Source organism: Brevundimonas sp. M20 (assembly GCF_006547065.1).
Lineage (GTDB): Bacteria > Pseudomonadota > Alphaproteobacteria > Caulobacterales > Caulobacteraceae > Brevundimonas.
Genome location: NZ_CP041243.1, coordinates 305,171 through 325,114 on the forward strand (window position 1 = coordinate 305,171; position 19,944 = coordinate 325,114).

At 67.9% G+C, this 19,944-nt stretch carries 16 protein-coding genes; 10 read left to right on the top strand and 6 right to left on the bottom strand.

Features of this window, described 5'->3' with window-relative positions; translation table 11 throughout:
* The first annotated feature begins 8 nt into the window (after positions 1-8).
* Positions 9-1,487: a histidine--tRNA ligase gene (hisS, locus tag FKQ52_RS01605; protein WP_141625560.1), complete on the top strand. Its 1,479-nt coding sequence runs from the start codon at positions 9-11 to the stop codon at positions 1,485-1,487.
* Positions 1,488-1,954: 467 nt separating this feature from the next.
* Here hisS and FKQ52_RS01610 read toward each other — a convergent pair whose 3' ends face one another.
* The gene (locus FKQ52_RS01610) at positions 1,955-4,090 is read right to left on the bottom strand and encodes a M13 family metallopeptidase (RefSeq protein WP_141625561.1); all 2,136 of its coding nucleotides are present in this window, start codon (positions 4,088-4,090) and stop codon (positions 1,955-1,957) included.
* Positions 4,091-4,245: 155 nt separating this feature from the next.
* On the opposite strand from FKQ52_RS01610, the gene FKQ52_RS01615 reads away from it, so the two are divergent.
* Together FKQ52_RS01615 and FKQ52_RS01620 are read left to right on the top strand one after the other, a co-directional pair.
* Positions 4,246-6,105, top strand: coding sequence for a cation:proton antiporter (locus FKQ52_RS01615; protein ID WP_141625562.1), 1,860 nt, complete (start codon positions 4,246-4,248; stop codon positions 6,103-6,105).
* Positions 6,106-6,297: 192 nt separating this feature from the next.
* Positions 6,298-6,963, top strand: coding sequence for a TetR/AcrR family transcriptional regulator (locus FKQ52_RS01620; RefSeq protein WP_141625563.1), 666 nt, complete (start codon positions 6,298-6,300; stop codon positions 6,961-6,963).
* Between the two features lie 167 nt (positions 6,964-7,130).
* Here the strand turns inward: FKQ52_RS01620 and FKQ52_RS01625 are convergent, their stop codons facing one another.
* A complete protein-coding gene (locus FKQ52_RS01625) occupies positions 7,131-8,249 on the bottom strand; it encodes an aromatic ring-hydroxylating dioxygenase subunit alpha (RefSeq protein ID WP_141625564.1) in 1,119 nt (372 codons plus the stop codon).
* 115 nt (positions 8,250-8,364) lie between these two features.
* On the opposite strand from FKQ52_RS01625, the gene FKQ52_RS01630 reads away from it, so the two are divergent.
* Positions 8,365-9,306 carry an alpha/beta fold hydrolase gene (locus tag FKQ52_RS01630; protein ID WP_141625565.1) on the top strand — a complete coding sequence of 314 codons (942 nt, stop codon included), beginning with the start codon at positions 8,365-8,367 and terminating at the stop codon, positions 9,304-9,306.
* Positions 9,307-9,427: 121 nt separating this feature from the next.
* A complete protein-coding gene (locus FKQ52_RS01635; RefSeq protein WP_141625566.1) occupies positions 9,428-11,539 on the top strand; it encodes a transglycosylase domain-containing protein in 2,112 nt (703 codons plus the stop codon).
* Here the strand turns inward: FKQ52_RS01635 and FKQ52_RS01640 are convergent.
* The 3 genes from FKQ52_RS01640 to FKQ52_RS01650 form a co-directional block, all read right to left on the bottom strand.
* Positions 11,536-12,264, bottom strand: a complete 729-nt coding sequence (locus tag FKQ52_RS01640) for a M48 family metallopeptidase (protein WP_240811706.1) — start codon at positions 12,262-12,264, stop codon at positions 11,536-11,538. The two genes, FKQ52_RS01635 and FKQ52_RS01640, sit on opposite strands and share 4 nt — an antisense overlap.
* Complete coding sequence (locus FKQ52_RS01645; RefSeq protein ID WP_141625567.1) at positions 12,218-13,498, bottom strand: polyhydroxyalkanoate depolymerase; 1,281 nt, start codon at positions 13,496-13,498, stop codon at positions 12,218-12,220. The genes FKQ52_RS01640 and FKQ52_RS01645 overlap by 47 nt, the downstream gene beginning before the upstream one ends.
* Positions 13,499-13,740: 242 nt before the next feature.
* Positions 13,741-14,358 (bottom strand): SCO family protein, encoded by a 618-nt coding sequence (locus FKQ52_RS01650; RefSeq protein ID WP_141625568.1) that lies wholly within the window; start codon positions 14,356-14,358, stop codon positions 13,741-13,743.
* A 53-nt stretch (positions 14,359-14,411) separates the two neighbouring features.
* On the opposite strand from FKQ52_RS01650, the gene FKQ52_RS01655 reads away from it, so the two are divergent.
* From FKQ52_RS01655 to FKQ52_RS01675, 5 genes are all read left to right on the top strand, one after another.
* The gene (locus FKQ52_RS01655) at positions 14,412-15,893 is read left to right on the top strand and encodes an ActS/PrrB/RegB family redox-sensitive histidine kinase (protein WP_141625569.1); all 1,482 of its coding nucleotides are present in this window, start codon (positions 14,412-14,414) and stop codon (positions 15,891-15,893) included.
* 79 nt (positions 15,894-15,972) lie between these two features.
* Complete coding sequence (locus FKQ52_RS01660) at positions 15,973-16,527, top strand: ActR/PrrA/RegA family redox response regulator transcription factor (protein ID WP_141625570.1); 555 nt, start codon at positions 15,973-15,975, stop codon at positions 16,525-16,527.
* Positions 16,528-16,582: 55 nt separating this feature from the next.
* Positions 16,583-17,026 carry a hypothetical protein gene (locus tag FKQ52_RS01665; protein ID WP_141625571.1) on the top strand — a complete coding sequence of 148 codons (444 nt, stop codon included), beginning with the start codon at positions 16,583-16,585 and terminating at the stop codon, positions 17,024-17,026.
* 156 nt (positions 17,027-17,182) lie between these two features.
* The gene (locus tag FKQ52_RS01670; protein ID WP_141625572.1) at positions 17,183-17,605 is read left to right on the top strand and encodes a DUF2141 domain-containing protein; all 423 of its coding nucleotides are present in this window, start codon (positions 17,183-17,185) and stop codon (positions 17,603-17,605) included.
* A gap of 55 nt (positions 17,606-17,660) precedes the next feature.
* Positions 17,661-19,127, top strand: coding sequence for a carotenoid oxygenase family protein (locus tag FKQ52_RS01675; protein ID WP_141625573.1), 1,467 nt, complete (start codon positions 17,661-17,663; stop codon positions 19,125-19,127).
* 34 nt (positions 19,128-19,161) lie between these two features.
* Here the strand turns inward: FKQ52_RS01675 and FKQ52_RS01680 are convergent, their stop codons facing one another.
* Positions 19,162-19,941 carry a LytTR family DNA-binding domain-containing protein gene (locus FKQ52_RS01680; protein WP_168196759.1) on the bottom strand — a complete coding sequence of 260 codons (780 nt, stop codon included), beginning with the start codon at positions 19,939-19,941 and terminating at the stop codon, positions 19,162-19,164.
* Between the last annotated feature and the right edge of the window lie 3 nt (positions 19,942-19,944).

Below are 19,944 nucleotides of genomic sequence, written 5' to 3' on the forward strand. Positions count from 1 at the left end.
CGCGCGGCATGACCGACAACGCTCCCATCCGCCCCGAAGCCCGCAATCCCCGTGGGTTCGCCGACCGCCGCGGTCGCGATCTCGTCGCCGAGCGCCGCCTCGTGCATCGGGTGTCGGAAGTCTATGAGCGCTGGGGTTTCGAGCCGCTGGAGACGCCGGCCTTTGAATATGTCGACGCCCTCGGCAAATTCCTGCCCGATACGGACCGTCCGAACGAGGGCGTGCTGGCGCTTCAGGACGACGATGATCAGTGGATGGCCCTGCGCTATGACCTGACGGCGCCGCTGGCCCGCTTCGCGGCGCAGAACTGGGAGACCCTGCCCAAACCCTTCCGTCGCTATGCCTTCGGGCCGGTGTGGCGCAACGAGAAGCCGGGGCCGGGCCGCTTCCGCGAGTTCGTCCAGTGCGACGCCGACACCGTGGGCTCGGATCGCCCGGAGGCCGACGCCGAGATCATCGCCATGGCCTGCGAGGGCCTGCGGGCCGCCGGTCTGGCTCCGGGGCAGGCGGTTATCCGTGTCTCGAACCGCAAGCTGTTCGACGGCCTGTTCGAGGCCGGCGGCGTGACCGATCCGGTCCAGAAGCTGACCGCCCTGCGAGCCATCGACAAGTTCGACCGTCTGGGTTGGGAAGGCGTCGCCGCCCTGCTGGGCGAGGGGCGTCTGGATGAATCCGGCGACTACACCAAGGGTGCGCAGCTGCCGTTGGCGGTGGCCTCGACCATCGAAGCCTTCCTCGCCTCGGCGGGTGACGCCGCCCTGGGCCGGGCGGAGACGCTGGAGGCCGTGGCGCGGGCGGGCGGGCTGGGCGCCGTCGGCGAGGGGGCGTTGGAGGAACTGGCGGCCGTCGACAGCGCCCTGAACGCCATGAAGGTCGGGCAGGACGCCGTCCGCTTCGACCCGACCATCGTGCGGGGGCTGGAGTACTACACCGGCGCCGTGTTCGAGGCCGAATTGCTGCTGGAAACGACCGACGAGAGGGGCCGCGCCGTGCGCTTCGGTTCCATCGGCGGCGGCGGTCGCTATGACGACCTGGTGGCCCGCTTCACCGGCGAGCGTCTGCCGTCGACGGGCTTCTCGTTCGGCGTCTCGCGCCTGGCCTCGGCCCTGCGCGCGGCGGGGCGCGGCGACGAGGATGCCATGCGCGGCCCGGTGGTCGTGATCGTCTTCTCCGAGGCCGACATGCAGCACTACCTCGACGCGGTGTCCGAGCTGCGCAATGCCGGGATCGCCGCTGAGCTCTATCTCGGCAAGGCGGGGCTGAAGGCCCAGATGAAGTACGCGGATAGGCGGGGCGCGCCCGCCGCCATCATCCTCGGCGGGGACGAGATCGCGGCCGGAACCGTTACGGTCAAGGATCTCGACGCGGGTCGCGCCGCCGCGGCCGGAGTGGCCGACAACGAGGCCTGGAAGGCCGAGCGGCCGGGTCAGCGGGTCGTTCCTCGCGGTGAACTTGTGGCCACGGTCCGGCGTATCGTCGGTCACTGACGCACAGCTGCGTGAGTTATCGCTGATAACAAAGGAAAAATCCCTGACGGCGTCAGGGTCTTGATTGACTTGGGACGGGAATTGTCGTCTTTCTGACGCACTCGGGAAGCGCAGCGTTTCGACGCAGCTGCAGCCCGGAGGCGTTTCGGGGAGGAAACGTCCGCTCGACAAGAGCGAAAGAAAGCCCGCCGCGATGTATCCCCCGCGGCGGGCTTTTTTATTGTCTCATACTTGGTGGCGCTAGCGCTTGCGACGCGGTCGCTCGCTGCTTGAGCGCGGCTTCCGGCGCTATCGCGCGGCTTGCGGAGCCTCGCTGCTCGAGCGCGCTCCGTCACCGCTGCCTCACGGTCAGCCTGCACCAAGCGCCAGGCCGCGTCGGATCGGGAAGGCGGAGCCTTCTGACCGCAGCCAAACAAAAAAGGCCGGAGCGTGCGCTCCGGCCTTTCTGTCTTTTCAGCGCGATCCGCTTACCAGATGCGGACGCGGTCTTCCGGAGCCAGGTAGTATTTCGTGCCCGGCTGAACGCCGAAGGCGTCGTACCAGGCGTCGACGTTACGGACCGGGCCGATAACCCGGAACTCGGCCGGGCTGTGCGGATCGGTGGCGATCTGGTTGCGAAGGGCGTCGTCGCGGTACTTCGACTGCCAGACCTGGGCCCAGCCGTAGAAGAAGCGTTGGTCGCCTGTCGTGCCGTCCAGCACCGGCGCCGGGCGACCGCCCAGCGACAGGTGGTAGGCTTCCAGACCCACGGCCACGCCGGCGGCGTCGCCGATGTTCTCGCCCATGGTCAGGCCGCCCTGGACATGGAATCCCGGGATCGGCTCGAACTGGTCGTACTGGGCGCCCAGGCGGGTGGTCAGGGCGTCGAAATTCGCCTTGTCCGCGGGGGTCCACCAGTTCCGGAGCACGCCGTCGCCGTCGGACTTGGAGCCTTGGTCGTCGAAGCCGTGGCCGATCTCGTGACCGATCACGCCGCCGATGCCGCCGTAGTTGACGGCCGGGTCCGCGTCCGGATCGAAGAACGGCGCCTGCAGGATGGCGGCCGGGAAGACGATCTCGTTATTGGCGGAGTTGTAGTAGGCGTTGACGGTCTGCGGGGTCATGCCCCACTCGTCCTTGTCCACCGGCTGGTTCAGGCGGTTCAGCTGGTACTGCCATTGGAACAGGCCCGCGCGCTCGCCGTTGCCGAACAGGTCGTCCGGGCGGATTTCCAGCGCCGAGTAATCACGCCACTTGTTCGGATAGCCGATCTTGACGGTGAACTTGGCCAGCTTCTCCTGCGCGGCGGCGCGGGTTTCCGGGCCCATCCAGGTCAGGTTGTCGATGCGATGGGACAGGGCCAGACGCAGGTTGGAGACCAGTTCTTCCATCTTGGCCTTGGACTCGGCGGGGAAGTACTCGGCGACGTACTGGCGGCCGACGGCCTCGCCCAGCATGCCCTCGGCGAAGCTGATGCCGCGCTTGTCGCGCGGACGCTGGGCCGGCTGGCCGTTCAGGTCACGCGAGCGGAACTCCCACTGGGCGTCCGAGAAGCGTTGCGACAGGCGGGGAGCCGCGTCGTCAACGGTGTGGAAGGCCTGCCAGGCCTGAATCACCGACATCGGCGTCTCGGCATAGATGGCCGCGATCTTCGGCATCGCGGTGTCCTGCCGGACGATCAGGCGCGGGACTTCGCCCACCCCGACAGCGTTGTAGTAGGCCTGCCACGGGAAGCCGGGCGCCTCGGACGCCAGCTGGCTGATGGTGTACTCATTGTAGGTCTCGTCGCGGTTGCGGTTCTGGATCGGGGTCCAGTGCGCCTCGGCGATTTTGGTCTCGAAGGCGACGATGTCGGCCGCGGCCTGTTCAGGGTTGGCCCAGCCGATCATGCCCAGCATGCGCGCCACATAGGCCTGATACAGCACCTTCTTCTCGGCCCAGCGCGTTTCCAGATAGTAGTCGCGGTTCGGAAGGCCGATGCCCGACTGGCCGGTCGAGACGACGTAGCGGGTCGGCGCCTTCTGGTCGATGGTGATGCCGGTGCCGAAGATGGAAGCGCCGATGCGGCCCTGGCTGGACCCCATCAGGACGGCCATCTTGTCGTGGGTGTCCGCCGCCTGGATGGCGGCGAGATAGGGCTGCAGCGGTTGTTCGTCCAGCGCCTCGATGCGGGCCACGTCCATGTAGGAGCGGTAGGCGTCGGCGATCTTCTGCTCGTCCGAACCCGGCGTCAGGTCCGAGCGGGCGACCAGTTCGTCGATCATTTCCTTGACGCGGTTGTCGGACAGTTCGCGCAGCAGGTTGAAGGAGCCGTAGGAGGTGCGGTCCGACGGAATCTGCAGTCGGTCATAGGCGGCGCCGTTGGCGTAGCGGAAGAAGCTGTCGCCCGGGTTCACCGAGGTGTCGCGACCGTTGAGGTCGAAGCCCCAGGTTCCGTAGCGCGGGGCCACGGTGCCTTGATAGCCCTGAACAGCGGCGCCCTGGGTCGGCGCCTGGAAGAGTTCGAAGACGGTGCAGGCCTCATCGATACAGGCGTGGTCGTCAGTGTCGGTCCAGGACTGGGCCTGGGCGGCGGCGGGCAGGAGCAGCGCCCCGAGGGCGGCGCCGATAAGCAGCTTCTTCATGCGTGGGTTTCCGGACTTCTTTTCACCAACCTTAAAGGGGCGGCGCGGACCCTACGCCCGCCTCAGAAGCTGTCGCCTGAATTATTTGTCATGAATCGACGGAAACCCGGACATGGCGTCGTTTCAGCCTGTAGGCTGAACCGTACGGAGGGCGAATGACTCATCACGGCGGTGGCGGCGAGTACAAGGACCTTCTGGTCTTCCTGGCGGCGGCCGGGGTGGTGGTTCCGCTCTTCAACCGGTTCAGGATCAGCCCCGTTCTGGGCTTTCTGGCGGCAGGGGTTCTGCTCGGGCCGGACGGTCTGGCGCGTTTCGCGGATGCGGTTCCATGGCTGGGCTGGCTGACGATTTCGGACGCCAACCAGTTGCGCGCCCTTTCGGAACTGGGCGTCGCCTTCCTGCTGTTCATGATCGGTCTGGAGCTGTCGTGGGAGCGGCTGAAGGCGATGCGCCGCATGGTGTTCGGTCTGGGGCTCAGCCAGGTCGCGGTCTGCACGGTCGGGCTGGCGGCGGTCTTCATGCTGATGGGGCAGCCGCTGGTGTCCTCGGCGGTGCTGGGCATGGGGCTGGCCCTGTCCTCGACCGCCGTGGTCATGCCGGTGCTGGCCGAGCGGGGGCGACTGAGCGGCGCATCGGGCCGGACGACCTTCTCGGTCCTGCTGGCGCAGGATCTGGCTGTCGCGCCGATCCTGATCACCGTTACGGTTCTGGCGGCGCTGGCGCAGAGCGGGGCGACCGATGGGGGAGAGTTCGATCCGGCGGTGCTGCGGCCGGCCCTGTTCACCCTCGTGCCCGCCGCGATCGGTCTGGGGCTTCTCGTGGTGCTGGGGCGGCTGGTGCTGCGGCCGCTGTTCCGGTCGGTGGCGAAGACCCAGACCGGCGGACGCGGGCAGGAGATGTTCGTCGCGGCCTGTCTGCTGGTCGTCGTCGGCGCGGGTCTGGGCGCGCAGGCGGCCGGGCTGTCGATGAGTCTCGGCGCGCTGGTCGCGGGCCTTCTGCTGGCCGAGACCGAGTTCCGGCGGGCGATCGAGGTGTCCATCGAGCCGTTCAAGGGGCTGTTGCTCGGCGTCTTCTTCGTGGGGGTCGGCATCGGGCTGGATCTGGACGCGGTCGCGGCCGATCCGGTGGCGGTCTTCGGACTGGCGATTCTGCTGACCCTGCTCAAGGCCGGTCTGATCTACGGAACGGCGCGGCTGTGGGGCGTGAAAAATCGCACGGCGATCGAGACCGCATTGGTGCTGGGCCCTGCGGGGGAGTTCGCCTTCGTCATTCTGGGGGCCGGTCTGGTCGAAGGCATCGCCTCGCCCGGATTCACCGGGACGGTGATGCTGGCCGCGACGATAAGTATATTTACTGTCCCTCTGATGGCGATGTTTGCGGATCGTCTTGCGAACAAGGTGGCGCCAACTCAACCCGATCTTGCGCCCGAGGCGATGCATATCCCTTCGGTCGAGGGGCAGGTTCTGGTCGTCGGCTTCGGGCGGGTTGGTCGGCTGGTTGGAGAGTTGTTGGCCGAACACGGACAAAAATTCGTGGCCGTGGACGCCAACGCCTCGACCGTTTCGAAGGGGCGGTCCGAAGGCTCGAATGTCTTCTACGGCGATGCGGGTAACGTCGACATGCTTCAGCGGTGCGGGATCGCAAAGGCCCGCGCGATGGTGGTTACAATGGATTTTCCCGCAAAGGTTGATGAAGTCGTGTCGGCGGCGAGGTCGCTGCGCCCGGACCTGATCCTGATCGCCCGCGCCCGGGATTCGAAGCACGCGGAAAGATTGTATCGACTGGGCGTCACCGACGCGGTTCCGGAAACCACCGAGGCCAGCCTGCAGTTGGCGGAGAACACCCTGGTCGACCTGGGTGTGCCCATGGGGCTGGTCCTGGCGTCCATTCACGAGCGCCGGGACAGGTTCAGGAAACTGTTCCAGGACGCCATGCCCGAAAGTAAAGGGGAGCGCCTCCCGAGGGCGCTCAGGTCAACAAATCGTCGTCAGGGCGCGACGGAGCAGCAAAGCTGAACCGTTAACCGAGCAACGAGTCTGGCTGTTAACCTGTGCACCCAAATTTGGTCATCGTTGCGTGATGAGTGCGCACCTTCGCCGGACAATGGTCTGGCGGAGGGCGCGCTTCCCCGCGTCTGAATCCCGCCCTTGAGGCGTTTTTTCGTGCCGGCGGTCCTCCCCCGCTGCTTAGTCGAGTAACCGTTTTTCATGCGAGATATCGCCCTGAGCTCCGTCCAGACCGCCTCCGATAGCGAGGCTGAAGCCCCCCGCCTCAACCGTCGCCAGGCCGCCAAGGTCCGCACCCGCCAGAAGGTTCTGGACGCCGCCCGCGCGCTCTTCGCCGAGCGCGGCTATGAGCCCGCCACCATCCGGGACATCGCCAAGGGCGCCGGTATGTCGACCGGCGCCGTGTTCGCCAACTTCCAGGACAAGGCCGAGCTGTTCGAAGCCGTTCTGGCCGAGGACATGGGCCGTCTGGCCGACTCGCTGAAGGCCGCCGTGGCCGCCGAGAGCGATCTGCGGAGCCGTCTGTTGGCCGCCCTGACCGCCGCCTATCACGCCCAGCTGGAGCATCTGCCGCTGGTTCAGGCCGTGGTCGCCCGCTCGTGGTTCCAGCCGGTCGCCGCCGAGATGCGCAGCCGCGCCGCCCTGCGTCCGGTCACCGGCATCATCGCCGAAGTGATCCAGACCGGTGTTCGTGAGGGCGAACTGGGGCAAGACACCGACGTGCGCCTGCTCAGCGAGCTGGTCTATGTCGCCTACGTCGGCAACTACCGCTTCGCCGCCTACGACAACTGGGGCATCGAGCAACTGACGGCCCAGATCGGCAAGCAGATCGACCTGATCCTCGCCGGCGTGATCTCGCGACAATAGCAAGGGCCGCGGACCATCGGCCCTTCGGGACCTGCCGACCCGACGCGGCCTGGTGCTTCGCGCACATCTGATTGATTGAAGGCCGCAGCATCCGCTGCGGCCTTTGTCATTTCGCGCTCAAGCCGCGAACGCCCGCGTCGTGAGGGATGGCGCCCTTTGGAAGCGCTTCAGCTTTTCCAGCGTAGCGTCGTCGCCTTGACCGGGTTCTCGAAGGAACGGCCCTCGGCGCGGCTTCTCGCCCATTCCCGCTTCAGCTGCTGGTACCATTTGGCCTGCTTGTCGGCGTCGTCGATCCAGATCAGCGCCGGGTCGTAGCGCAGGCCCTCGTTTTGCAGGTTCACCATGCCGCCGTCCTGCTTCAGGAAGGCGACCACGCCCATGCGCAGGAAGGGGCGGATCAGGTCGAAGATCCAGTGATCGGACCAGAAGATCTGGGTGATTCGGGTCTTCGTCTCGGTGACCGGGGTCAGGCAGGTCAGGGCCAGCACCTGTTTCGGGCCGACCTGGATATGCTCCCAGCGATAGCCGGGCAGACGGAAGGTGATCTCGGTCGCCGGGGCCCCGCCCAGAATCCTGTAGGCGCGGCTGTTCGATGAAGGGGCGTGACGCACCATCGAGAAGCCCAGCTCGCGCGGTTCGAAGGCCTTGGCCTTCTCGTGCATCGAATGCTCCGAGCGCCACCACCATTGCTGATGGACGAAGGGGCCGTGGGCGGGGTCCATCAGGCCGACGACGGCGTGGTCGATGTGGCTGTCGAAATCCATCCACTCGACCAGCTTGGCCTCGCCGGTCGCGCCCGGGAAGATCGGCGGCTCGTGATCCGGCTCACCGCCGAGGCGGGCGTCGGCGCTGACCCAGACGAAGACCATCCCCTGGCTCTCGCGGACGGGATAGGCGCGCACCTTGATCCGATCGGCCTCGAACGCCTGATCCTCAACCAGTGACGGGATGCTGGCGCAGACGCCGTCGGGCCGGAAGCGCCAGCCGTGATAGGGGCACTCGACCGTTTCGCCCTCGCCGGGCTTGTTCACGACCCGCCCCGCCGACAGGGGCGCGGCGCGGTGTGGGCAGATGTCGCGCATGGCGAAGATCTTGCCCGCCTTCGTCCGGCCGATCAGAACGGGTTCGCCCAACAGTTCATGGCGCTTCAGCGATTCCGGCTTCACGTCGCGCGACAGGGCGACGAAATACCAGGTGTCCAGCACGAAGCCTTTGCCGAAGGCGGTCGGCGGGGCCTTGGCCTCGGGTGTTCTGGGAGAAACCGGAGCGGGATCGGCGAGGGTCATGGTTTCTCTTTAGCGCCGCCGGAACGGGAAGTCTTGACCGCGCGCATCCAATCACGCCCCCTGTGCCGACTAACCGACAATGGCGGGTGATCGGCCCGCCCAAGGGGGAAACGCCATGAAGACCATGACCGCCATCGCCGCTTGCCTTCTGATGGGGCTCGCCGCGCCCGCGCTCGCCCAGGAACACGGCGCGCATGCCGCCCACGGCGACCAACACGGCCACCGCCATGCCGACTTTGAGTCCGGTCGCTTCCACGTCCGGGTGGATGGGCCGGAGCATCCGGTGGGCGACATCATCCTGATCCCGGGCCTCAGCTCCTCGCCGGAGGTCTGGGACGGCCTGACCGATCAACTAAAGGATCGCTACCGCATCCACCGAATCCATGTTCAGGGCTTCGCCGGCGCGCCGGCCGAGGACAATGCGACGGGCCCTGTCGCGGCGCCGGTGGCCGAGGACCTGGCGCGCTATATCGCCGAGCAGGGCCTGAACAAGCCGATCGTCATCGGTCACTCCATGGGCGGCACGATGGGCATGATGCTGGCGGCGCGCCACCCGGACAGCGTCGGCAAGCTGATGGTCGTGGACATGATCCCCTTCATGGGTGCCATGTTCGCCGCGCCGGGCGTCAATCCGACCGTGGAGAGCGTCACCCCGGCCGTGAACCAGTTCACCGCCATGAGCGCGGGGATGAGCGACGAGCAGTATCGCGCCCGCGCCGCCGCCACCGTCACCGGCATGATCAGGACCGAAAGCCTGCGCGCCGGTCCGCTCGAGGACGCCGCAACCAGCGACCGAACGACCTCGCAGAACGCCTACCGTGAGCTGTTGCTGACCGACCTTCGTCCGGAGCTGGCCCGCATCACCGCGCCGGTCGAGGTTCTGTATGTCGCCTTCGAGGTTCCCGGCATGACGGCGGAGTTCACCGACAACATCTACCGCATGTCCTACGCCACCCTGCCGGGCGTTCAGCTGAAGCGGATCGACAACAGCGCCCACTTCATCATGCTGGACCAGCCCGCCGCCTTCGCCGCCGAGGTGAACGCGTTTTTAGAATAGGGCCCGGTAAGGTCATCCTTTCGGCGGAAATCGCCTTCACGGTCCTGTGAAGACAGGTTCTGGATTTCCGTGCACCGTCTGATCGGCTAAGGCCGGTTGGACGGGTTGGGTGAGGTTATAGATGGCCGGTGGCTTCAGCTTCGGACGGGGTGGTGGCGGCGAGAAGCCGGCGCGGACGCCGTTGCAGCGCGTGCTCTACTGGGGCGCCGTACTGGGCGTCTGGGGCGTCATCTTCCTGGTGGTGTTCTTCGCGGTGTTCGCTCGCGACCTGCCGGACACCTCGACCCTTTACAACGTCGATCGCCAGCCCTCGATCACCTATCTGGATCGCAACGGCGCCCTGATCGCGGTGCGCGGCACCCAGCAGGCGCCGCCCGCCGATCTGGACGCCCTGCCGGACTATGTGCCGGAAGCCTTCATCGCCATTGAGGACCGCCGCTTCTACCACCACCCGGGCTTTGACCCGATCGGCATGAGCCGGGCGGTGGTGTCGAACATGCGGGCCGGGCGCGTGGTGCAGGGTGGTTCGACCCTGACCCAGCAGCTGGCCAAGAACCTGTTCCTGTCTCCCGACCAGAACATGAAGCGCAAGGTTCAGGAGCTGATGCTGGCCGTCTGGCTGGAGATGAAGTTCACCAAGAAAGAGATCCTCGCCCTCTATCTGAACCGGGTCTATTTCGGCGCCGGCGCCTATGGCATCGAGGCCGCGTCGCAGCGTTATTTCGACAAGTCGGCCAAGGATCTGTCGGTCGGCGAGGCCGCCCTGCTTGCGGGCCTGCTGAAGGCGCCGTCGCGCTACTCCCCGGTATCCGAGAGCGAACGGGCGGCCAACCGCGCCACCGTCGTGCTGAACGAGATGGTCGATGCGGGCGTCATCACGCCGGAACAGCGCGCCCAAGCCGTGACCGAGCCGGTGCGCGTCTCGCGCACCCTGGCGACCCAGCACGCCCAGTACTTCATCGACTGGCTGGACAAGCAAATCCGCGAGCTGGTCGGCGAGCCGACCGAGGACATGGTGGTGGAGACCACGCTGGACCTGACCCTGCAGACCCAGGCTGAACGGTCCGTCCGCCGCATCCTTGAGCGGGATCGCTCGAAGGGCGTGGAGCAGGCGGCGCTGGTGGCGCTGGACGGCGAGGGCCGGGTGCGCGCCATGATCGGCGGCAGCTCCTATGCCGACAGCCAGTTCAACCGCGCCACCGAGGCCCGGCGTCAGGCGGGTTCGGCGTTCAAGCCCTTCGTCTATCTGACGGCGGTGGAGAGCGGCTACACGCCCGAGACCCGCGTCAACGATGCCCCGATCCGGATCGGCAATTGGTCGCCGCGCAACTACTCCGGCACCTTCAACGGCGAGATGACGCTGGCGAACGCCGTGGCGCAGTCGACCAACACCGTCGCCGCCGGGGTCGCCGATCAGGTCGGACGCGACAACGTGGCCCGCACCGCCCGTCGTCTGGGCGTGACCAGCCGCATCGGTCTGGAGCCCGCGATGGCGCTGGGCGCGGTCGAGGTCTCGCCCATCGAGATGGCGCAGGCCTATGACGCCTTCGCCAACGGCGGCCGCCGGGTCGAAGCCTACGGCATCAGCCGCATTCGAACGCCGGAAGGCCGGGTGATCTATCAGCGCGCCAGTCGCGCCGATGGGCCGGTTCAGGCGATCAGCAACCCTTATCTCTACTACATGAACCAGATGCTGCGGGGCGTGATGACCTCCGGATCGGGCCGCGGGGCCGCGATCAGCGGGCGCGATGTGGCGGGCAAGACCGGCACCACCTCGGACTACAAGGACGCCTGGTTCGTCGGCTACACCGGCGGCTTCGTCACGGCCGTCTGGGTCGGCAAGGACGACAACACCCCGATGCGCGGCGTGACCGGCGGCTCGTCCCCGGCGGCCATCTGGAAGGGCTTCATGGAAGCGGCCCTGCCGCGCCTGAACGCCCCGGCCATTCCGGACGGCCCGCCCATGCCGGAAGGCTGGACCCCGCCTAGCCCGGTCGAGAGCCTGATCGGCCAGATCGGCGACCTGTTCGGCGACAATCCGCCCGCCGACGCCGGCGATGATCCACTGGACGAGCGGTTGATCGAGCCGCAGCCGGCCCAGCGGCCGACCGCCCCGAACCGGCAGGAGACCCCGCCGGTGGTTCGCCCGACCCAGCCCCAGCCGCGTCGCGATGAGCCCCGGCCGGAGCCCGCGCCGCAGTCCGAGAAGAAGTCGGACCCGCTGTTCTTCTAGCGCCCGACCGCGTGCAGGGCGGGGCCGTGGTCCCGCAGCCATTTGCGGTAGGGGCGGTGGTCGCCGACGAGGGTGTGGACGACCGACCAGTAGGCGGGACTGTGGTCGGCATGGACCAGATGGGCGACCTCGTGGGCGGCCAGATAGTCGGCCACGGCGGGCGGGGCCAGGATGACGCGCCAGCTGTAGCGGATCGACCGGTTGTGCGGGCTGCACGAGCCCCAGCGCGAGCGGGTGTCGGCGATGGAGACGGTCACCGGGCGCTGACCGAGGGTCCGCAGGTGATGCTCGGTGCGCTCGACCAGCACCTGCCGGGCCAGCCGTTTGAACAGGTTTTCGACCCGGCGGGAGAAGGCCTCGCCCTCGCCGCCGGACTGGATGACCGGGCCGTCCGGCCCGTCGATCAGTTGGGCCGCGCCCGCGCCCCCGACCGCGACCAGCAGGGTCGGGCGACCGTAGAGGGGCACCACGGCGCCGGGCTCCAGCGGGGCGCTGTCGGGCCGCTCGGCCAGCCGTTCGCGCATCCAGTCGGCCCTGGTCCGGGCGAAGGCGACGACCTCGCCCAGCTTGCGCTCGGACGGGGCGACCAGCACGGCCTCGCCGGCCCGTCCGTCAATGCGGATCGACAGGCGTCGCGCGCGCGGATTGACCGACAGCCGGACCGGGACGCCGAGCGTCTCAGGCGGCAGTCGCTGGCCGTTCCGGTACTGCACAGAGAGCCTCATTGGCCGCGATGAAGTCGCGGACGCGGGGGTAGATTTCGTCGCGGAAACGACGGCCGTTGAAGACGCCGTAGTGGCCGACTTCGGGCTGGACGTACAGGACGCGGCGCTCGTTGGGCAGGTTGGGGGTCAGGACGTGGGCGGCCTGGGTCTGGCCGACGCCGGAGATGTCGTCCTTCTCGCCCTCGACCGTCATCAGGCCAATGTCCGTGATCTTCGACAGATCGACCTTGCGCCCGCGGTGCTCCAGCAGGCCGCGCGGCAGCAGGTGCTGCTGGAAGACGATGTCGATGGTCTGGAGATAGAACTCTTCCGACAGGTCCAGCACCGACAGGTACTCGTCGTAGAACTCCTCGTGCTTCTGGGCGCCGTCGCCGTCACCGGAGACGAGGTCCTCGAAGTAGCGGCGGTGGGCGTCGATGTGCTTGTCCTCGTTCATCGACATGAAGCTGTAGAGCTGGACGAAGCCCGGATAGACCCGTCGACCGAAGCCCGGATAGGGCCAGGGCACGGTGTGGATCATGTTCGACCTGAACCAGGTGAAGGGCTTTTCCTCCGCCAGCTGGTTGGTGACGGTCGGCGACAGGCGGGCGTCGATGGGCGAGCCCATGAAGGTCATGGAGGCCGGACGGTTCGGGTCCTCGTCCTCGGCCATCAGGGCGCATGCGGCCAGCACGGGCGGTCCGGGCTGACAGACGCCGACGACGTGGGCGCGCGGGCCGATCTGGGCCAGCATGGTGCGGACGTGGTCGATGTAGTCGAAGAAGTCGAACCGGCCCTCGAGCATCGGCACCTGACGGGCGTTGGACCAGTCGGTGACGTAGACGTCGTGGTCCTGCAGGAAGCCTTCGACGGTGCCACGCAGCAGGCTGGCGTAGTGGCCGGACAGGGGGGCGACGATCATCACCGCCGGGGCGGAGGCCGGCTTGCCCGCGCGCTTCAGGTCGCCGACGTGACGGGCGAAGCGGACCAGACGGCACCAGGGCGAGGACCAGATGACCTGCTCGGTGGTGCGCACGGGCCGGTTGTCGATGGTGATGACATCCAGACCCCAGGCGGGCTTGCCGTAGCGGCGCGTGATGCTCTCAAACAGCTCGGCCGAGGCGAACGCCGTCCGTCCGAGGGCGGTGTCGGCGGCCGGGTTGAGCGGCGAGGTCCAGAAGTCCCGGGCCATCTGGGCCCCGATCCGGAAAGGAGCGGCCGAGGCGTAGGCCAGCTCGTGAAGCGTATACAGCATGCGTGTCCTGAGACGGCCCCCGCCAAAGAGTGCGGCAAGGCATCATAGATTATACCGCACTGCAAAAAGATAATCAGCGATCACTGAAATCGTGAACGCGGTCGCGGTTGCGGTCGGTGGGACGCCATTCAAATTTTTTCCGAGTGCACTTTAGTGCACTTTTCGCGAGGCCGGGCGCGGGGAGCGGCCGTCCATGACCACACACTACACCCCGCCTGCGTCATTATTGGACGTATGGAAGGTCAGCCCCGCGCCATGTTGCGCTTGATGATATCGGCGGCGCGGGCCGGGCCGATGTCGTGACCCAGAGGCGCGCGGAACTTCCCGTCAGGGCCCATCAGATAGATCGTGAGCGAGTGGTTCATGGTGTAGTTCTCGCCCTCGCCGACCTTCTCATACAGCACGCGATAGGCGTCGGCGGCGGCGCGGACCTGTTCGGGCGTGCCGGTCAGGCCGACGACGTCCATCGGATAGGTCGACAGATAGTCCTTCATGGCCTTGGGCGTGTCGCGCGCCGGATCGACCGAGATGAAGATCAGCTGCACATCATCGGCCTGATCGCCCAGCCGGGCCTTTGTCGCCTCCAGCATCGAGAGGGTCGTGGGGCAGAAGTCCGGGCAGTAGGTGAAGCCGAAGAAGACCAGCGACCATTTGCCGTTCAGCAGGGTCTCATCGACCGGTTGCCCCTCCTCATTGACCAGTTGGAACGGGCCGCCGACCTGCGGCTGGCCGGTCGAGGTCACCTCGGCGGAGATCGGGGCGGACGGCTGGCGCCCGACCAGTACCATGGTGACGACCGCGAGGGCGGCGGCGATGGCGATACAGGCGCCGGCGAAGATCAGGATGGAACGGCGCGGCATCACGGCCCTCTCGAAATGGCCCCACGCGGGCCGAACGGGTCTATAGAAGAGACGTGAGCTCTACAGAAGATCATCCGACGCCGCAGTTCGCGGACCCTGCCGAGGCCGGAGGCCGGTTCGCGAATTGGCGCAACCTGCCCCGACGCAGTCGCGGTCTGTCGCTGCGCACGCTCGTCATCGTCCGCTGGATGACAATCTTCGGGCAGAGCGCGACCATCTTCGTCGCCACCGCCTGGTTCCATTTCGACCTGCCGCTGTGGTCCTGTCTGGCCGCGATCGCCGCCAGCGTGATCATGAACCTGAACGCCACGGCGCGGCTGAAACGCAGCGACGGCTCGACGCCGGACGGCGCCCTTACGGCGGCGCACCTCGGTTTCGACATCCTGCAGATTTCCGTCCTGCTGGGTCTGACCGGCGGGCTGCAGAACCCTTTCTGCCTGCTGCTGGTCGCGCCGGTGACGGTGGCGGCGGCCTCGTTGCCCGGACGGCAGGCGGTGCTGATGGGCCTGCTGGTGCTGATCGCGACGGTCTGCCTGTTCTTCATCTCCCTGCCGCTGCCATGGCAGGCGGGGACCGAGCTGAACCTGCCGCCACTGTACAAGTTCGGCATCGGCATGGCGCTGACGACAGGGGTGGTGTTCACCTCGGCCTATGCCTGGCGGGTGGCGGCGGACGCCGAGAAGCTGGAGCTGGCGCTGGCGACGACGCAGGACGTGCTGCAACGCGAGCAGCGCATGGCCGCGCTGGGCGGACTGGCGGCGGCGGCGGCGCATGAACTGGGCACGCCGCTGGCGACGATTCAGGTCGTGGCCAAGGAGCTTCTGCGAGCCTCCGCCAAGGACGGACCTGCGGCGGAGGACGCCGCCCTGATCCTGCAACAGGCCGAGCGGTGCCGGGAAATCCTGAAGCGCCTGTCGCAGCAGCCGGAAGAAGAAGGCGGCATTGTCTTCGCCGAGGTCGGGCTGAAGGCGCTGCTGGAAGAAGTGGTCGAGCCGCACCGTGGCTTTGACCTGGAGTTCAGCGTCTCGGTCCATACGGCCTCGGGCGAGAAGCCGCCGCGCGTGCGCCGCCTGCCGGAGGTCCTCCACGGCCTGTCCACCCTGGTCGAGAACGCCGCCGACTTCGCCGGCAGCAAGGTGCGGGTACGGGCCCTGGTCGACGCGGGCTTTATCGAGATCGAGGTCGTGGACGACGGCCCCGGGTTCCCGCCGGACATCCTGCCGCGTCTGGGCGAGCCCTATGTGACGAGCCGCCCGCAAGGCAAGGCGCGCCGCGCCCTGACCGCCCAGATCGCCGCCTCTGTCGCCGCCGCCGCCCCGGGCCGCAAGACGCGAAAGGTCGTCGCGACGCCCGCGCCGGAAGTCATCGCGCCCAGTCAGGGCGGCATGGGGCTGGGCTTCTTCATCGCCCGGACCCTGCTGGAACGAACCGGCGGAAAGGTGAGCGTGGGGCTGGGCGACGGGGGCAGGGGGCAGCCGCGTGGCGCGCGCGTGACGGTGCGCTGGCCGCGTCCGGCGCTGGAAGTCGCGGCCTGAGCCCTGGTGTCGCACCCCCGCGCTGAACCTTGACCGCAGGGCCGGCGTTACCGACTTGGACAGGATGGAAACGACCAAGATGCCCGATACCGAAGCTCGCATCGCCGCGCTGGCGGACAAGACCCTCCTGCTGCTGGACGATGACAACGCCCTGCGCACCCGTCTGGGCCGCGCGCTGGAGAGCCGCGGCTTTGAAGTGACGACCGCCGGATCGGTCGGCGAGGCGACCGACGCCCTGCGCGTCTCGGTCCCGGCCTTCGCCGTGCTGGACATGCGCCTTGAGGACGGCAACGGCCTGAAGGTGGTTGAGATGATCCGCGACCGTCGCGAGGACAGCCGCATCGTCATGCTGACCGGCTACGGCGCCATCGCCACGGCGGTCGCGGCGGTGAAGGCCGGCGCGGTCGACTACATGCAGAAGCCCGCCGATGCCGATGATGTGGTGAAGGCCCTGCTGATGACCGGCGAGGCCCCGGAGCCGCCGGAAAATCCGATGAGCGCCGACCGGGTCCGCTGGGAGCATATCCAGCGAGTCTATGAGCTGTGCGACCACAATGTCTCCGAGACGGCCCGCCGCCTCGGCATGCACCGCCGGACCCTGCAGCGCATTCTCGCCAAGCGCGCGCCGCGCTGACATTGACCGCTTCCCGTGTCCGCGCCAACGTCGGCGCGACAGGGGAGGGTGGATCATGAAGCGCTATATCGGGGTGTTGATCCCGGCGGTCGGCTTCATCGTGTCGGCCGGGATCGCGGCGTGGCTGATCCACGGCTACATGCCTATGGATCGGCTGATCTATCTGATCCTGCCCCACCGCATTATCCGGTCGGTGGTGATCGCCGTGATGCTGTGTCTGCTGATCGCCGCCGTGGTCGTCGGTATCAAGGCGCTCAGGGATCGCGACGGGCGTTTCAATCGCAAGCTTCTGACTTTGGCGCTCTTGCCGATCCTGCCGGGCGGGCTGGCGGTTTATGAGCGCGTTGAGTCAAGCCGGTCCTTCCTGAGCCAATACGATGTCATCACCTTCGCGGTTCGAGCGCCGCTGCTGATCGAGGCGTCTCTGATCGCGGCGATGGCCTTCCTCATCTCGACCGTCGCCATGACCTTCCGCGCCCTGGGCGACCGTCGCGGCTGAACAGGGTGTCCGTTCGCGTTTCGCGAATGAACACCGGTGGCGATTGGCGAAATCGGGGCGTCCTTTCCTGCAAACGGCGTGGCGGCCGGTGAAGGTCGCCGTCACGGTCAGGGCATCGGAGGCCCGGTCGTCGGGTCTCTCGCAGGAAAGCCCGACATGATCCGCATCGCCACCCTCGCCGCCGCCGCCCTGCTGGGCCTGACCGCTGTCCCGGCTCACGCCGAAGGCGACACCCTGACCCTGACGTTCGAAACCGGCGCCCACACGGGCAAGGTCATGGTCGCCCTGTTCAACTCGGAAGACGCCTACAAGGGCGGTCAGCCGGTGGCCTCGGCCGAAGCCGACGCCTCGGGCGAGACGGCGGTGGCCGTGTTCAACAACCTGCCCGCCGGCGACTATGCGGTGCGCGCCTTCCACGATGTGAACGGCGACGGCCGGATGAACACCAACCCGTTCGGCATGCCGGTCGAGCCCTATGCCTTCTCGAACAACGCCGTCGGCATGATGGGCCCGGCGACCTGGGAGCAGACGCAGTTCGCCGTGTCGGGCGTGACCGCCCAGACGATCCGCATCAAGTAAGCCCCGTCCCCTCCCGATAGCCCTGCCTCCACGTCCTGTCAGACGGAGATCCGCCATGCTTGCTTCACGCCGTAACTTCCTGATGGGCGCCGCCGCCCTGTCGGCCGCGGTCGTCACGCCCGAGACGGTCCGGGCCATGGCCGCCATGCAGGTCGCCGCCGACTGGTCGATGGCCACGGCCGATCTGGAGGGCGATGTGGCGCGCCGGGCCATGCGCCGGGTGCACGGACGGGCGCCGGCGGCGCTGGAAGGGGCGCTGTTCCGCAACGGGCCGGGCAAGTTCCGGCGGCCGGGCGGTTCCGCCACCCACTGGTTCGACGGCGACGGCCTGATGCGCGCCTTCCGCGTCCGGGACGGGCAGGCCACCCTGGAGGCCCGCTTCGCCGATACGCCCAAGCGCCGCTGGGAGAGTGAGATCGACGCGGTGGTCACGCCCGGCTTCGGCACGGTCGGCGACAGCCGCGCCCGCCTCGGTTCGAACGATGACGCCAATGCGGCCAACACCGCCGTCATGGTGGCGGGCGACGAAGTCTGGGCGCTGTGGGAGGGCGGCTCGCCGCTGGCCATGGATCGCGCGGACCTGTCGACCAAACGGTTCGTCAGCCTGCGGGACGACCTGAAGGGCATGCCCTTCCAGGCGCACCCCCGCTACGATCAGGACGGCACGATCTGGAATGTCGGCCTGCACGGCGACCGGATGATCGTCTGGCGGCTGAACGCCGACCGCAGTCTGAAGGCCTCCGGCATCGTGCAACTGCCGCGCGCCAGCTACATGCACGACTTCACCGCCACGGCCCGGCATCTGGTGATCGTGATGCAGCCTTGGGTCTTCGATCACAGCGGCATGCCCTACGCCAGCCAGTTCGCGTGGAAGCCGGAACTGGGCACGCAGGTGATGGTGGTGGACAAGGCGGACCTGAGCCGGACCCGCATCTTCGAACTGCCGGCGTTCAGCTATTTCCATCTGGGCGATGCCTGGGAGGACACCTCGGGCACGATCCGCTTCGACGTGGCGGCGGGGAAGGACATCACCTTCGTGGTCGAGGGCGCGCGGGTGCTGGTCGAGGGGCGCGGGACCGTACCGGGCGCGCCGTCGGAGCTGTCGCTGATCACCCTGCACACGGACGGTCGGGCCGAGATGGTCTCCTCGGGCATCGCGGCGGAGTTCCCCAAGAGCGACCCGCGCCGGGCCGGTCTGGCGCGCCGCCGCACGGTTCACACCGCAGGCGAGCGGGGCGGGCGACCGCTGCCGAATGGTCTGGCCGTGCATGACTGGGAGACCGGGCGGTCCGACGCCTTCTCGTTCGGCGACGATGTGATCATGGAAGAGGCGAACTGGGTTCCCAAACCGGGCCGCTCGGGAGAGACGGACGCCTGGCTGGTGGCGCCGGCGATCAACCTGCGCGAAGGCGTGACCGAGCTGCACGTCTTCGATGCCGCGCGGGTCGCGGACGGGCCGGTGGCCAGCTGGCGCGCCGACATCGCCCTGCCGGCCGGCTTCCACGGGATCTGGGCGGGTTAGGCCTCAAGTAGCGCGAAGCGCGGCAGGCCGACGATCAGTACCAGCCGGCGTCGCGCAGTGCCCTGGCGTAGCGACGGCTGACGGGAGCCTCAATCCCGCCGGGCAGGGTCAGGGTGGCGCGGCCTTCGCCCCGGGCGACCTCGCGGACCGCGTCCCGGGCGACCCACCAGCTGCGATGCGTCTGCGCGCCTTCGAGGCCTTCCAGTTCGGTCAGGGCGTCGGACAGGCGCATGAGGATCAGGTCCGAGCCCCGGTCGGTGTGGATGCGAAGATAGTGGTCCTCGGACTCGACGGCGTGGATCGTCGCTCCGCGCAGCTTCGGCGGCAGGCGGTCGGGGAAGCGGGCCGGGGCGGCGCCCTGCGTCGCGGCATGGGTCTGGACGGGCGTGCGCGCGAGGAAGACGTTGAGCAGAGAGAGGGTCCCGGTGACGATGAGGACCGGGACGAAGAAGTTCGGCAGGCTGGACAGGTGCAGGGTCCGGTCGCCGTTGAACACCAGACTCGTCACCGCCCAGACCGAAACCGCCGTGGGCCCCGAGATCAGCGCCGTCAGGGCGCCGGCCATCAGCCAGGGGCGCCGGTCCAGATCAATGTGCTTCTCGATCAGACGGGAGGCCAGAATGCCCCACAGCGCGCCGACCAGCATCATCGGACACCAGTAGGCGAGACGGACCCACAGCGGGACCTGATCCATACCAAAGGCGCCGGTCAGCGCCAGGACGAGGGCGGCGCCCTCGGCGATGAGCAGGCCCCGGATCAGGCTGCGATCAATGGAGATGCTGAAGGTCCGGGCGGACCGATCGGGACGGGTCATGGG